This is a genomic window from Sandaracinus amylolyticus, from assembly GCF_021631985.1.
GTDB classification, from domain to species: Bacteria; Myxococcota_A; Polyangia; order Polyangiales; family Sandaracinaceae; genus Sandaracinus; species Sandaracinus amylolyticus_A.
Map to the genome: position 1 here is coordinate 5,374,149 of NZ_CP070225.1, position 12,825 is coordinate 5,386,973.

13 protein-coding genes are annotated in these 12,825 nt (G+C 73.2%); 5 read left to right on the plus strand and 8 right to left on the minus strand.

The genetic code is table 11. The features are described from left to right. Entirely contained in the window at positions 1 to 1,677 is a 1,677-nt protein-coding gene (locus tag I5071_RS22665; RefSeq protein WP_236607609.1) for an amidase, read from the minus strand. Positions 1,678 to 1,757: 80 nt separating this feature from the next. Between I5071_RS22665 and ruvC the strand changes: the two genes are divergently transcribed. After that, a complete protein-coding gene (gene ruvC / locus I5071_RS22670) occupies positions 1,758 to 2,264 on the plus strand; it encodes a crossover junction endodeoxyribonuclease RuvC (RefSeq protein WP_236607610.1) in 507 nt (168 codons plus the stop codon). Here the strand turns inward: ruvC and I5071_RS22675 are convergent. Beyond that, entirely contained in the window at positions 2,261 to 3,652 is a 1,392-nt protein-coding gene (locus tag I5071_RS22675; RefSeq protein WP_236607611.1) for a protein kinase domain-containing protein, read from the minus strand. The genes ruvC and I5071_RS22675 overlap by 4 nt on opposite strands. A 51-nt stretch (positions 3,653 to 3,703) precedes the next feature. Here I5071_RS22675 and I5071_RS22680 point away from each other — a divergent pair, with 51 nt between their 5' ends. Beyond that, positions 3,704 to 4,456 carry a response regulator gene (locus I5071_RS22680; RefSeq protein WP_236514528.1) on the plus strand — a complete coding sequence of 251 codons (753 nt, stop codon included), beginning with the start codon at positions 3,704 to 3,706 and terminating at the stop codon, positions 4,454 to 4,456. Here the strand turns inward: I5071_RS22680 and I5071_RS22685 are convergent. Continuing rightward, positions 4,419 to 5,216, minus strand: a complete 798-nt coding sequence (locus I5071_RS22685) for a matrixin family metalloprotease (protein ID WP_236514529.1) — start codon at positions 5,214 to 5,216, stop codon at positions 4,419 to 4,421. The genes I5071_RS22680 and I5071_RS22685 overlap by 38 nt on opposite strands. Positions 5,217 to 5,364: 148 nt before the next feature. Here I5071_RS22685 and I5071_RS22690 point away from each other — a divergent pair, with 148 nt between their 5' ends. Next, positions 5,365 to 6,825 carry a carboxypeptidase regulatory-like domain-containing protein gene (locus I5071_RS22690; RefSeq protein WP_236514530.1) on the plus strand — a complete coding sequence of 487 codons (1,461 nt, stop codon included), beginning with the start codon at positions 5,365 to 5,367 and terminating at the stop codon, positions 6,823 to 6,825. 149 nt (positions 6,826 to 6,974) lie between these two features. On the opposite strand, the gene I5071_RS22695 is transcribed toward I5071_RS22690, so the two are convergent. Continuing rightward, positions 6,975 to 7,940, minus strand: coding sequence for a peptidoglycan DD-metalloendopeptidase family protein (locus I5071_RS22695; protein WP_236514531.1), 966 nt, complete (start codon positions 7,938 to 7,940; stop codon positions 6,975 to 6,977). A gap of 101 nt (positions 7,941 to 8,041) precedes the next feature. Between I5071_RS22695 and I5071_RS22700 the strand changes: the two genes are divergently transcribed. After that, complete coding sequence (locus I5071_RS22700; RefSeq protein ID WP_236514533.1) at positions 8,042 to 9,637, plus strand: hypothetical protein; 1,596 nt, start codon at positions 8,042 to 8,044, stop codon at positions 9,635 to 9,637. Here the strand turns inward: I5071_RS22700 and I5071_RS22705 are convergent. Beyond that, positions 9,634 to 10,392 (minus strand): class I SAM-dependent methyltransferase, encoded by a 759-nt coding sequence (locus I5071_RS22705; protein WP_236514535.1) that lies wholly within the window; start codon positions 10,390 to 10,392, stop codon positions 9,634 to 9,636. The two genes, I5071_RS22700 and I5071_RS22705, sit on opposite strands and share 4 nt — an antisense overlap. Positions 10,393 to 10,459: 67 nt before the next feature. Further along, positions 10,460 to 11,038 (minus strand): XRE family transcriptional regulator, encoded by a 579-nt coding sequence (locus tag I5071_RS22710; protein WP_236514536.1) that lies wholly within the window; start codon positions 11,036 to 11,038, stop codon positions 10,460 to 10,462. A 96-nt stretch (positions 11,039 to 11,134) separates the two neighbouring features. On the opposite strand from I5071_RS22710, the gene I5071_RS22715 reads away from it, so the two are divergent. Further along, entirely contained in the window at positions 11,135 to 11,605 is a 471-nt protein-coding gene (locus I5071_RS22715) for an NUDIX hydrolase (protein ID WP_236514538.1), read from the plus strand. Here the strand turns inward: I5071_RS22715 and I5071_RS22720 are convergent. Both I5071_RS22720 and I5071_RS22725 read right to left on the minus strand, forming a co-directional pair. Continuing rightward, on the minus strand, positions 11,578 to 12,036 hold the full coding sequence (locus tag I5071_RS22720) for a hypothetical protein (RefSeq protein ID WP_236514539.1): 459 nt from the start codon (positions 12,034 to 12,036) through the stop codon (positions 11,578 to 11,580). The two genes, I5071_RS22715 and I5071_RS22720, sit on opposite strands and share 28 nt — an antisense overlap. Next, positions 12,033 to 12,791 carry a MerR family transcriptional regulator gene (locus I5071_RS22725; RefSeq protein WP_236514541.1) on the minus strand — a complete coding sequence of 253 codons (759 nt, stop codon included), beginning with the start codon at positions 12,789 to 12,791 and terminating at the stop codon, positions 12,033 to 12,035. Before I5071_RS22725 ends, I5071_RS22720 begins: the two co-directional genes overlap by 4 nt. Positions 12,792 to 12,825: the final 34 nt, after the last annotated feature.

A 12,825-nucleotide genomic window follows, 5' to 3' on the forward strand; every position in this document is an offset into this window, starting at 1 on the left:
TCATGCCTTCGCACGCAGCACGTCGGCGCGCACCTCGGGGCGCGGCACCGACGCGATGCCGGTGCGCTCGAGGTGCGCGCACACCTGCAGCACCGTCGCCTCGTCCCACGCGTCGCCGAGGATCTGCAGGCCGATCGGCATCCCGCGCGCGTCGCGTCCCACCGGCGCGCTCGCGGCGGGCAGGCCGGTGAGGTTGCCGAGGAAGATGTAGCGACACGCGGCGTCGAGCTCGATCGTGTCGGCCATGCTCTCGAGCACGTCGGTGTCGCTCGCTGCCGGCGCGGTGCGCGCGCAGGTCGGCATCGCGAGCACGTCGACCTCGCGCAGCAGCGCGGCGGTGTCGCGGCGCAGACCGGCGCGGAGCTGCTGCGCATCGAGGTAGTCGTCGGCCGCGAACGTGCCCATCACGCGCAGCAGGAGCTGCAGATCGGGCCCCAGCTCGCTCCACGACGAGCGTCGCTCCTCGACCATCGCCGCGAGGGTCTCGAGGCCGATCGTGAGATAGCCGATCGCCGTCGCCCAGCGCGCGAGCGGGAGGCGCACCGGGACGATCTGCGCGCCCTCGCGCTCGAGCGCGGCGAGCGCGTCGCGACACGCCTTCGCGACCTCGGGGTGCGCGTCCTCGATCTCGCCGTCGATCACGCCGATGCGAAGACCGCGCACCCCGCGCTTCATCGCGCCCTCGAGGAAGCCCGGCACGAACCCGGGGTTGCCGTGGGTGAGCACGTCCTCGGGATCTTCGCCGCTCGTCGCCTGGAGGAAGTGCGCGAGGTCGAGCGTCGACGCGCCGATCGGTCCGACGTGCGCGACCGTCCCGCCGAAGCCGTCGCCGTGCCGCGAGATGCGACCGAACGTCGGCTTGATGCCCCAGATGCCATTGAACGACGCGGGCGTGCGGATCGATCCGCCCCCGTCGCTGCCGAGCGCGACCGGCGCGAGACCCAGCGCCACCGCGACCGCCGAGCCGGTGGAGCTGCCGCCCGCCGCGTGGCGCACGTCGTGAGGGTTGCGCGGCAGCACGCGCGTCGCGCTCACGCCGAGCGGCGTCATGCCGTACTCGGTCATCACGGTCTGTCCGAGCACGATCGCGCCCGCGGCACGGAGGCGCGCGACCGCGGTCGCGTCGACGGTGTCGGTGCGCGCGGGACGCGCGAGGCCGAGCCGCGCGCCCTGCCCGTCGAGATCGACCTCCTCCTTCACCGGCACCGGCACTCCGTCGAGCGGGCCGAGCGGCTTGCCGGCGCGCCACCGCTTCGCCGACGCCTCGGCGTCGCGCAGCGCGCGCGCCTCGTCGCGGTAGAGGAACGGATCCATCACCGGCGTGCGCGACGCGAGCGCGCGCGAGGCATCGAAGCAGCGACGCGTGAGCTCGACCGGATCGAGCGCTCCGCTGCGATAGAGCGCGGCGAAGTGCGCCGCGGTCGGGACGTGGTCGCGATCGATCGCGGGCAGCGGGAGATCCTGGCTCGCGCGCTTCGGCGGGAGGCGCGCCTGGACCGGACGCGCGTGGAGCGGCATCGGACCGCGCACGCTCGCGGGTAGTGCGCGTAGACCGTCGATCTTCAGGTCGCGACGCATGAGCGCGGCGACGACGTGGCGGACGGGATCGGCGTCGGTCGAGCGCACCAGCGCGCGGAGCGCGCGACCCGAGATGCGTGGAGGCGGCGGCAGCTTCATCGGGGGCGACCTTCGCCGACCGCGCGCCCGAGCGTCAATCGAGGTTGCTCGTGCGCGGTGCCGCGCCGTACGTTGCGGCCGTGCGCGTCCTCGGCATCGATCCCGGCACACGGAAGCTCGGCTGGGGCGTGGTCGAGCGACGCGGCGCCAAGCTGCGCGGGGTCGCCGCGGGCGTGGTCTCGCTCGATCCCAAGACCGAGCTGCGCGACCGCCTGGCGCGCGCGTTCGAGCAGGTCGAGCTGATGATCGAAGATCACGCGCCCGACGTGGTCGCGGTCGAGGACGTGTTCTTCGCGCGCTTCGCGTCGGCGGCGATCAAGCTCGGCCACGTGCGCGGCGTGGTGCTGCTCGCCGCGGCGCGCGCCGAGAAGCCGGTGAGCGAGTGGCCGCCCGCACTGGTGAAGCGCACGGTCGCGGGCCGCGGCGCCGCGGAGAAGGTGCAGGTCGGACGCGTGGTCGCGGCGACGCTCGGTCTCGCCACGGTCCCGCCCGCCGACGCCGCCGACGCGCTGGCGATCGCGATCACCCACCTCGCGAGCACGCCGATGCTCGCGATGGCGAAGCCCGCGATCCGCCGCGCCCGCTAACGGGCCAGCGTTCGGCGCGCGAGCGCGACCAGCGCCATCGGGTCGATCGGCTTCACCAGGAACCCGTCGGCGCCGAGCGACGCGAGGAGGCGCCAGTCGGGCGCACCGCCGGTCGCGGTCACCACCAGGATCGGCATGCGCTCCGACCTCGGGGTCGCACGGATCGCCGCGGTCAGCTCGATGCCGTTGAGGCCCGGCATGTCGAGGTCGAGCACCGCGAGCACCGCGGGGCGGCGATCGAGCTCGCGCAGCGCCTGCTCTCCGTCGCGCGCCACCACGATCTCGGCGCCCGGGAACGCCCAGTCGAGCGTCTCGCGCACCAGCGCCGCGAAGTCCTCGTCGTCGTCCGCGACCAAGAGCCGCAGCGCGCCCGGGTGCTGGGTCGCGCCGTCGCTCGCCGTGCGGCGAGCGGGAGGAGACGGAGTGCGCGCCTCGAGCAGCTCGCGGCGGAACGCCTCGGCGCTCGCGGTGCGTCGCGCCGGGTCCTTCTCCATCCCGCGCAGCAGCACCTCGTCGAACGCGCGCGGCAGCTCGGGCCGCAGCTCGCTCGCGAGCGGGGGCGCCTCGGTCGCGTGCCGCGTCATCATCTCGACCGCGTCGTCGGTCTCGAACGGCAGCCGCCCGGTGAGCAGCTCGAACGCCATCACCGCGAGCGAGTACACGTCGGCGCGATGGTGCATCCCCGCGGGCACGACGTCGCCGCGCACCATCTCGGGCGACATGTACGCGGGCGTGCCGGAGACGGTGTCGCGATCGGCGTCGCGGGGACGGTCGAGCACCCGCGCGAGCCCGAGGTCCGCCACCGCGACCCGGAACGCCGGACCGATCAGCACGTTCGTCGGCTTCAGATCGCGATGGACCGCGCCCGCCCGATGGATCGCGCCGAGCCCGCGGCACACCTGCTCGAGCACCCCGATCACCTCGTCGATCGAGAGCACGCCCTGGGCGCGCCGCCGCGCGTCCAGCGTGATGCCCGGCACGTACTCCATCACGAAGTACGGCGCGCGCTGCCCGCCCGGCGCGCGGTGCTCGCCGAACGTGTAGATCTCGACGACGTTCTCGTGCCGGACCCGCGCCATCGTGCGCGCCTCGCCGACGAAGCGCGCGTGCGCGTCGGCGCTCGCGACGTAGTCGGGATGGATCAGCTTGATCGCGACGTCGCGCTCGAGGCGCTCGTCTCTCGCGAGCATCACCACGCCCATCGCGCCCTCCCCGAGCACGCGCGTGATGCGGTAGGTGTCCGCCACGAGCTCGCCCGGCCCGGGCACCCCGTCCCACGTTCCCGCGCGCGGCGGGGGCACGGTCTCGACCGCTGCGTCAGGCGCCCGGCGCGGCTGCGTCGGCAGCAGCTCGGGGTCGTCGGAGTCGGAGCCGTGCGCGCCGGGCATGAAGCGCGGTCGAGCGTGCCCGCAGCGCTGGACTCCTGGCAAGATGGACCCGTGAGCGATGGCCGACCTTCACTGGAGGAGAGGCTCGCGAAGCTGCGCGCGCGCATGGAGGACGGCCTCCCGGCGCGGGCCGCGGAGCTGCGCGCGGCCGCGGATCGGCTCGCCTCGGGGGACTCGCGCGCCTGCGAGGACATCCGGCGTGCGGCGCATCGACTGCGCGGGACCGCGGGCTCGCACGGGCACGACGCGCTGAGCACCGAGGCGGGCGAGGTCGAGCTGCTCGCCGCGCGCGAGGACGACGCGGCGCGCATCGTCGCGAGGACGCTCGCGCTCGTCGCGTCCATCCGGCGCATCGCGAACGAGTCACGCCCCGCGCAGCCGGCCGCCCCGCCGATCGCCGCACCGACCACGCGGCCGCTCGCCGGCCGCAAGGTGCTCGCGCTCGACGACGACGCGCCGACCCGCCGCCTCCTCGAGCTCACGCTGGTCACGATGGGCGGCGCCGAGGCGCGCGTCATCGAGGACCCCGACGCGGCGCTCGTGCTGCTCGATCACCAGGCGTTCGACGTGATCATCGTCGATGCGATGATGCCCGCGCTCACCGGCCTCGAGCTCGTCGCGGCGGCACGCCATCGGGTCCACGGCGCGGACGGAGTGTTCGCGTTCCTCTCCGCCGCGACCCCCGACGAGCTCGGATGGACGGTCCCGCTCGGCGCGCGCTGGCTCCGCAAGCCGTTCCGCCCGCGCGAGCTGCTCGAGGCGCTGGTCACGATCGTCGGCGGCGCCGGACCGACGACCCGATGAGCGCCAGCGCCGCGAGCAGGGCTGGGATCACGCCCGCTCCCCGGCCGCTCGAGATCGCGCAGCCGCTGGTGAGCGGCGGGCGCGGGCCCACTCCGCCCGGCGTGCGTCGGGCCGCCGGATAGACCTCGCACACCCCGGTCACGTCGTCGGCCGCGAGGTCTCGCTTCACGACGTCCCCGACGTCGCTCGACGCGAACATCGTCGCGTCGGGATCGCTCACGTGCGCGAAGCCGAGGAGGTGCCCGAGCTCGTGGGTGATCGTGTTCTCGAGGTCGGTCGCCTCGAGCGGCGGGGTCGCCGAGACCGACCACGCGTGATCGAGCGCGTTCAGGTCGATGTCCGCGTCGAGGATCTCGCCGGTGCTGCGGCGGTAGACGAGCGTGGTGATCGCGAGGGTCTCGGGGCCGAGGTCGGGCGGCCAGCCGTCCTCGCGGAACACGACGCGGTTCTCTCCGTCGGGCGAGCCGCCGAGGAGGTTCGTGCGGAGGTCCGCCGGCGCGCCGAGGTCGAGCAGCGCGACGTCGGTGCACCCACCCGCGCGGGTCCAGGTCGTGAGCGAGCGACGGATCGCGTCGCTCACGTCGACCGCCGCGAGGTCGCGCGACGTGTCGCTGGCGATCCGGACGCCGAGCTCACGACGCGGCCACGCGAGCGGCGTCGTCGGATCCCCGGTGACCGTCGCGCGCTCGTAGGCGCGCGCCCGGCCCCCGCTCGACGCGCCGATCGCGAGCACGGCGAGCAGCGCGACGAGCGTGCGCATCGATCGGTGCCGCGCCGGGGTCGACCTCACGCGTGGAAGAATAACGTGCGGCGACGAAAGCGCTTCGACGTAGCACGTTCGGCACGTCGCGAGACCGCGCGCTCCTTTCTTCCTGGTCGGCCCTCGGCCTCGTGTTAGGGTGCGGCCCGTGGTCCGAAAGACCCGCAAGATGCCCGCCCTGATCAGCACGATCGCGCTGATCGCGGGCTGCGGATCGTCGACCCGCGCAGAGGTGAGCGGCGTCGTCGTCGACGCGCGCACAGGACGCGCGATCCCAGGCGCGCGCGTCGTCGGAGCCGACGGCTCGGCGACGCGCACCGACGACGAGGGCCGTTTCACGCTCTCGGTCTCCCACGGTGACGCGCGCTCCATCCGAGCGAGCGCCGCAGGGCGCGAGGACGCGCAGACGCGCATCGACGTCGGGGTCGACGAGAGCGCGTCGATCGTGATTCGCCTCGTGCCCGCGATCGACGAGACGCCGCGCGCCGAGCACGTGGTCGCGCAGTACCACGAGGAGCGCGGGACCGATCCCGACGCGGTGCTGCGGTGGATCGAGGACGTCGATCTCGAGCGCTGGCTGGTGCGCGGTGTTCGCGAGCCGGAGAGTGTTCGCGAGCCGGAGAGTGTTCGCGAGCCGGAGAGTGTTCGCGAGCCGGAGAGTGTCCGCGAGCCCGAGGGCACCGAGACGTCGACGCTCCCGTGCGGCACCTGCACCGTCTGGGGCGCGCGCGAGCAGTGGGCGCTCGGCGCGATGCGCCTGGAGGGCGAGCACGAGGACGCGCAGTGTGCGAGCTGTCACGACGCGTCGGCGTTCGCGGCGGCGCATGGAGAGACGACGAGCGCAGGCGACGGATGCGCCGCCTGTCACGAGGGCACCGAGCTGCGAGCGTTCGAGCAGGTCGATCACGTCGCGGGCGCGCCGGTGAGCGGGCTCGGCACCGGCGCGGTGTGCGTGGAGTGTCATCGCGCGCCCGGTCACGCGCCGCAGGCCGACGTGGTGTTGGGACGCGGCGCGCGCACCATCGCGGGCGTCGACGTCGGCGAGGCGCCGCACGGTGCGATCGCGGACGCGTGCGTCGCCTGTCACGCCGCGCCGTGGCGCGAGGCCGACCCGGCGGAGCTCACGCTCGGCCACACGTTCGAGGTGCGCGAGGCGTCGGGAGGCATCGCGCGCGATGCCTGCTCGTCGTGCCACGGCGAGGTCGCGCCGGAGTCGATCGCGCGCGGCGATTGGGACGGAGACGGCGCGAGCGGAGCGGTGGCCGAGGAGCACGATCGCGCGGTGGCGCGGGTGCGGCGGCGGCTCGAGTCGCGGGTGCAGCAGGCGCGGGTGCGCGCGCGATGCGGGACGCGGAGCAGCACCGCGGTGGCGTTCACCGAGCACCGCGGCGCGCTGGTGCTGGTCGACGTGCGCGGCGTGATGCTGGGCGACTGCGACGAGGACGGCGGGTTCGGCGAGGACGAGCGCGCGGTGTCGATCGACGCGCTCCCGCGCGACGTGCGCGACTCGATGTGGGACCTGATGCTGCTCGAGCGCGACGGCTCGCGCGGGGTGCACAACCCGACGTTCAGCTTCGCCCTGCTCGGCGCGATCGAGTCGCGGCTCTGATCGCCGGCACGCGGATGAATCGTCCGCGATGCGCCGAGCGGTCGCGGATCGAAGAAGCTTCACCGCAGAGAGCCACGGAGGGCCGCAGAGATGGTCCTTCTCTCTGCGGTCCTCTGCGTTCTCTGCGGTGAATTTTCGCGCTGGAGCCGTCAGGGCTCATCGGCGGGCGCTTCGTCTTCGGTCGCGCCTTCGTCCTCGGCCGCGCTCTCGTCGTCGGGCACCGGCGCCTCGTCTTCCTCGGCGTGGCTCGGGTGCGGTCGTTCGCTTCGCCGCAGGCACTGCACCGACTCTGGTCGCTCGTCGCGCCATGCCGCGGGCGTCACGCTGCGTGCGATCGGCGGGTCGAACAGCGGGACCGCGTCGCAGTGCGCGCCGCCGTCGACGAGCACGAAGTGGAGGTGCGGCGCCTGGCTCGTGCCGGTGTTCCCGAGCCGCGCGATCGCCTCGCCGCGCCGCACCACCTGTCCCGCCACCACCAGGTTCTCGCGGTTGTGCGCGTAGGCCGTCACCCATCCGTTCGGGTGCACCAGGATCACGAAGTTGCCGTACCCGCCGAGCCCGTCGCCCGCGTACGCGACGATTCCCCGCTCCGCCGCGCGGATGGTCGCACCGACCCGACCGCGGATGTCGATCGCGAGGTGATACCCACCGTCCCCGCTGCCCCATCCCCGGATCAACCGACCGCGATCGACCGGCAGCCGCAGCGTCCCGGAGAGCCGCGGTCCCTCGCCCGCCGCCGTGATCCATCGGCGCTGCGGCGCCCGCACCAGCAGCGACTGTCCGGCGCGCACCGTACCGAGCCCGATCCGTCGCGCCCTCCCCCGTGCCTCGCGCTGCGCCGGCGTCTCACGCGCCGGTCGCGCGCCCCGGCTCGACCGCAGCGCCCGCGGGTCCTCGCCCTCGCGCGGCACGATCAGCTCCTGCCCGGCGCGCACCGCGTCCCCGCGCAGCCGGTTCGCCTCGCGGATCGCCTCGACCGAGCTGTGGTGCCGCCGCGCGATCCGCGCGAGCGTGTCGCCCTCGCGGACCACGTAGGTCCGAGGCCGCGCCTGGGCCTCCGTCGTCACCGGCACCGCGAGCCACAGCGCGATCACCAGCGCCCATCGCCGAATCACTCTCAAGTCGTCCCACAACGCGCGTCCTCACGGAACGCCTTCCCGCACCTCGGAAGTCGGAGCCCGCGGGCCTTCCGCGATCGGATAGACTCCGGGCGCCCATGCCGCCGATCGCGGTGATCCGCACCGAGCGTGACGTCTACGCGAACCTGCTGCGCGACACCCGCGGGCTCCGCCGCGAGCAAGCCAATGCGCGCGACGTCTGGTTCGCGTCGATGCCGTGGGAGCGCAAGGAAGAGACGCTCTTCGAGCTCGAGATGTTGCTCAAGGGGCTCGCCTGCTTCGGCAACCCGCGCAACCACCCGGGCACGCCCGCCGCGAAGAGCGCGGTCGCGCAGGACTTCCACGAAGAGCTGCGGATCCTTCGCGATGCGTCGCAGCGCGTGATCACGCTGACGAAGCAGCTCCTCGGCGACAAGGAGCGCGCGTACACGTTCACGCGCTACCTCGAGTCCGTTCTGCCCGAGGACTCGGCGCGCGGCCGGCTCATCCAGGAGCAGCTCACGCAGGACACGCCCGAAGAGGCGCTCTTCGTGCTGCGCAACGCGTTCGGGCACTTCCTCGATCTGAGCGACGGGCTCGCGCGCCTCGGGCGCGTGTCGAACCGGCTCTACTTCGCGATGCACGGCGTGGTCGTGCGGGAGATCGGGCGCAACGCGTACTTCAATCCGCTGATGGCGCTCGAGTTCCGACCGGAGTTCGATCGCATCCGCAGCGGCGAGGTGCTCGAGGCGCTCCACGCGGTCGAGTCCGAGACCGCGCATCGTGTGCTCGCGCTGACCTTCCTCGCGCTGTTCCGCGCGCTCCGCTACGTGTCGCTCGTCGACGCGTACGCGTCGGACCCGGCGTCGACGCGCCGCGCGTACGTCATCCTCGCGGTGCTGCGATCGGACCTGCGCGCGCTCACGCGTTACCTCGGGCGGCGCGCCGGCGATGCGATCGCCGACGGGCTCGAGCGCGAGCTGCTCGCGACGCCCTCGGACGAGATCAGCGTGCGCTACACGCACCTCGCGGACGTCGCGCGCACGCTCACGCGGATCCGCGGCACGCTCGATCACGTCGCGAACGGGCTGCGCGTCGAGGTGAAGAAGATCTTCGAGCACGACCTGCCCTCGCCCCAGGCCGAGATCTCGGCGCAGGAGCTCGGGCCCCAGATGGTCATCGCGGCGGCCGAGCTGCGCGCGTCGCTGCAGAACGCGGTGCGCGCGCTGTGCAGCGAGATCCGTCCCGGCGACGTGCTGCCGGAGCTCGCGACCAATCTCGCGGGGCGTCGCGCCGCGAGCGATCGGCTGCGCCGCGAGATCTGGATGTTCCAGCAGATCCTCCGCGCGTTCCTCGCGAAGGCGGACGCGGCGGCGAGCGCGGGCGGCGACGGCGCGCACGATCGCTGGGCGGGGCACGGCAGCTTCCAGTTCGTGCGCGACTTCCTCGGGCACTTCCGCGCGATCGGCTACCAGCTGGTGCGCAGCCACGACTACGAGCGGCTCGATCCGTTCCTCACGTCGCTCGAGCGCCTGCGCGACGTCGACCTGCTCGAGCCCCATCGCATGGCCGAGGCGGTCGAGGAGTGCCGCGCCCTCTCGCAGTTCCTCGGCGAGCTCTTCGAGAAGGTGTCGAGCCGCGGCGAGCTCGCGGGACAGCCCTTCGATCGACAGAGCGCCGGCGAGACGCTGAAGATCTACCTCGGCCGCGCCTAACGCTTCTCGAAGACGAACACGTTGCCGTGCGCGAAGCGCGGCGGCGCGTTCGCAGTGAAGTAGAGATCGCCGAGCTTCTTCACCGCGCGCGCGAGCGGCGTCGCGGGCTCGACGTCGGTGAGCTGCCCCGCGAAGCGCGACACCAACGCCATGCCGCGGCGGTCGAGCTGATCGGCGAGCCACACCGGGTCGAAGCCGCGCACGAGCAGGCCTTCCTCGCGCCACTCCTCGAGCCCGCGCGCCGTGCGCTCGAGGCGAGGCGCGCGACGACCGAGCAAACGCCGCGCGCGATCCCAGGTGCGCGCCTGGAGCGACTCGCACGTGGTCTCCATGATCGCGAGCCGCCCGCGCTTCGTGATCACGCGCGCGAGCTCGTCGAGCGCACGCTCGACCTCGGGCACGTGCATCAACACGGACCAGCACGACGCGAAGCGGAACGCGCCGTCGCGCACACGCAGCGCGCGGAGGTCTCCGTGCGCGACCGAGATGCGTCGCTCGGCGCGCGCTCGTGCGATCCGCGCACGGGCGCGATCGATCGCGAGCAGCGATGCGTCCACGCCCTTCACGCGCAGACCGTGCTTCGTGAAGCGCAGCGCGTTCGTGCAGTCGCCGCAGCCCGCGTCGAAGATCTCGTCGCCCGGCTTCGCGCCGAGCTCGCGGACGATGCGCGCGAACGCGAGGTCGTGGAAGCGATCGCGATCGGTGTCGTCGCTCGCAGGCGCGCGTGACCGATCGAAGCGGAGGACGGCGCTCACGCGGGGTGCAGATAGGTGCTCCCGAGCCCCCGCCAACGTCGCATCGCGTGGCTCGCCGTTCGTGTGATCAACGCCCGGCGTCGACCAGGATCACGACGGAATAACCGATCGCCGTCTCGTGCGTGGACGGGTTCGCGTACGAGTGGCGCTGATCGCCGCGGAACGCGAGGACGTCGCCCTCGCGCAGCGTGAAGCGCTCGCCCGCAGCGGCGAGGACGATCGATCCGCGCTCGACGGTGAGGTACTCGCGCGTGCCGGGCGTGTGCGGGATGCCGGTCATGCGCGCGCCGGGCGGCAGCTCGATGCGATCGATGTTCGAGCCGGGCAGCGGATCGGGCAGCAGGTTGCGCACCGTGACCGTCCCGCGCTTCTTCGTCGGCAGGGTCTCGCGCGGGTGGAGCACACACGCCGCGCGCGGCGCGCTCAGCAGCTCCTCGAGCGAAACGCCGAGCGCGCGCGACACCGCGCTGATCACGTGCAGCGTCGGGTTCGCCTCGCCGGACTCGAGGTTCGCCCACGTCGCGCGCGGCACGCCCGCGCTCTTCGCGAGCTGCGCTTGAGTCAGCCCGCGCGCTGCGCGCAGCTGCCGCACGTTCTCGGCGAGCACCGCCGAGAGCGACATGACGTCCACGGGACCTCGAGCCATGGGGCGCGCATTGTACGCGCTCGGGGTTCTCCCCCATTCACGTCGTCCGCGATTTCGACGAATCTGTATCGAGGGTCTATCCTCGGCGGCAATCCCGTGAGCGAGCTCGTCAACGCGCCCGTCCGCATGGTCTACCGCGCCGCACATCTCGCGCTGCGCGCGTATTGGCTCGTCCGTCGGCCCGAGACCCACGGCGCGCTCGTCGCGTTGTGGTTCCGCGGGAAGATCCTGCTCATCCGCTCGAGCTATCGCGCGACGTACTCGCTGCCCGGCGGCTACGTGAAGAACGGCGAGGACGCGCAGCGCGCCGCGCGCCGCGAGCTCGACGAGGAGCTGGGCCTCGCGCTGGCCGACGACGCGTTGAGGCACGCGTGGGCGGGCAGCTTCCCGTTCGAGCACCGCACCGACTCGCTCGACATCTTCGAGGCGGACCTCGAAGAGCCCTTCCACGTGGAGCCCAACGGCCGCGAGCTGATCTGGGCCGGATGGAAGACGCCCGAGGAAGCGCTCGCGATGGAGATCGTGCCGCACCTCCGGGACTATCTGGACCGCCGCACCAAGCGCTGACCCGGGCCGTCGTTCAGCGCCCGCCGCACGATCGCCCAGGGCGCGACGTGCGACAGACGCGGATGCTGCGCGAGAATCGGCTCGACGATCGCCACGTGCAGCAGTGCGTGCGCGAATTCGCAGCGCCGCACGAGCTCGCGGACCGCCTCCTCACTGGCGCTCTCTCGCTCGAGGCGCGTCGCATCGCCGAGCGCGAACATCGCGCCCCGGAACGCGATCAGAATTCGGTGCCCGTCATCTCGGCCGATCGAGGCGGCGTCGAGCGCACCGCCCGGATCGTCGGGCGCGCCGAGCGCAGGACGGTCGAGCAACGGTGCGATCGCGGCGCGCGCAGCGCCGACCCACGGCGCGACGATCGGAAACGCGTCGACGAGGAGCGCGAGCTTCAAATCGGCCCGCACGACCTGCGCGTACGCGTCCCCGTCGATCACCGCTTCTTCTTCTTCCGTGTCGGCAGTCTCGCGGCGCGGCCCGAGTCGCGCAGGGCGGCGAGCGCTTTCTCCATCTCCTGCGCGAACACCACGCGAACTGCGTCGAGGCCGAGCGGGCGCAGCGCTTCGACTGCGCGGCCGAGGTCGCCCTCGTACTCGCCCTCGATGATGCGCGCGGCCTGCGACAGGAAATGATCGGTCAGCTCCTTCGCGGCCTTCGCGAGGTGGCGACGCAGGATGTCGCCCGCCTTCGTCGCGACCTCGAGATCGACGCCCGCCGCCTCGAGCTTCATCGCGACCTGCAGGAGCGCGGGGCTGCGCACCAGGAACGTGTCGCCGTGTCGCTCCACGCCGCCGGTGCGCACGAGGTCCGCGACCAGGCCCGGGCGCTTCACGCCCGCGAGCTCGATCAGCTGCGCCTCGGTCACGGTGCGCGGCCGATCCTCGGCCCAGGGCGCGCGCAGCTGCGCGTCGAGGCCGAGCCAGTCCGCGACGTCGATCTCGCCCTTGTCGAGCCGCGCCGCGAGCTCGCGGATCGTGTCGATCTTCAGCCCGCGATCCTGCAGCTGCGCGATCAGCTCGAGACGTTCGAGGTGCTTCGGCCCGTAGTACGCGACGCGCCCGCGCAGCACCGGCGCCATGAGCACGCCCTTGCTCTGGTAGAAGCGGATCGTGCGGCTCGGGACGCGCGACTCGCGCGCGAGCTCGTCGATCGTGTACTCGGGCTCGGCCGCCGTCGCCTCGGAAGAGGACATCGTCGCCGGTTCTACCAGAGACGCGGCCGGTGCG

Bases quoted from the DNA above. Each gene is read 5' to 3' on its own strand.
- I5071_RS22665 (WP_236607609.1), bottom strand. From the start codon at position 1,677: ATGAAGCTGCCGCCGCCTCCACGCATCTCGGGTCGCGCGCTCCGCGCG.
- I5071_RS22675 (WP_236607611.1), bottom strand. From the start codon at position 3,652: ATGCCCGGCGCGCACGGCTCCGACTCCGACGACCCCGAGCTGCTGCCG.
- I5071_RS22685 (WP_236514529.1), bottom strand. From the start codon at position 5,216: ATGCGCACGCTCGTCGCGCTGCTCGCCGTGCTCGCGATCGGCGCGTCG.
- I5071_RS22700 (WP_236514533.1), top strand. From the start codon at position 8,042: ATGCCGCCGATCGCGGTGATCCGCACCGAGCGTGACGTCTACGCGAAC.
- I5071_RS22710 (WP_236514536.1), bottom strand. From the start codon at position 11,038: ATGGCTCGAGGTCCCGTGGACGTCATGTCGCTCTCGGCGGTGCTCGCC.
- I5071_RS22725 (WP_236514541.1), bottom strand. From the start codon at position 12,791: ATGTCCTCTTCCGAGGCGACGGCGGCCGAGCCCGAGTACACGATCGAC.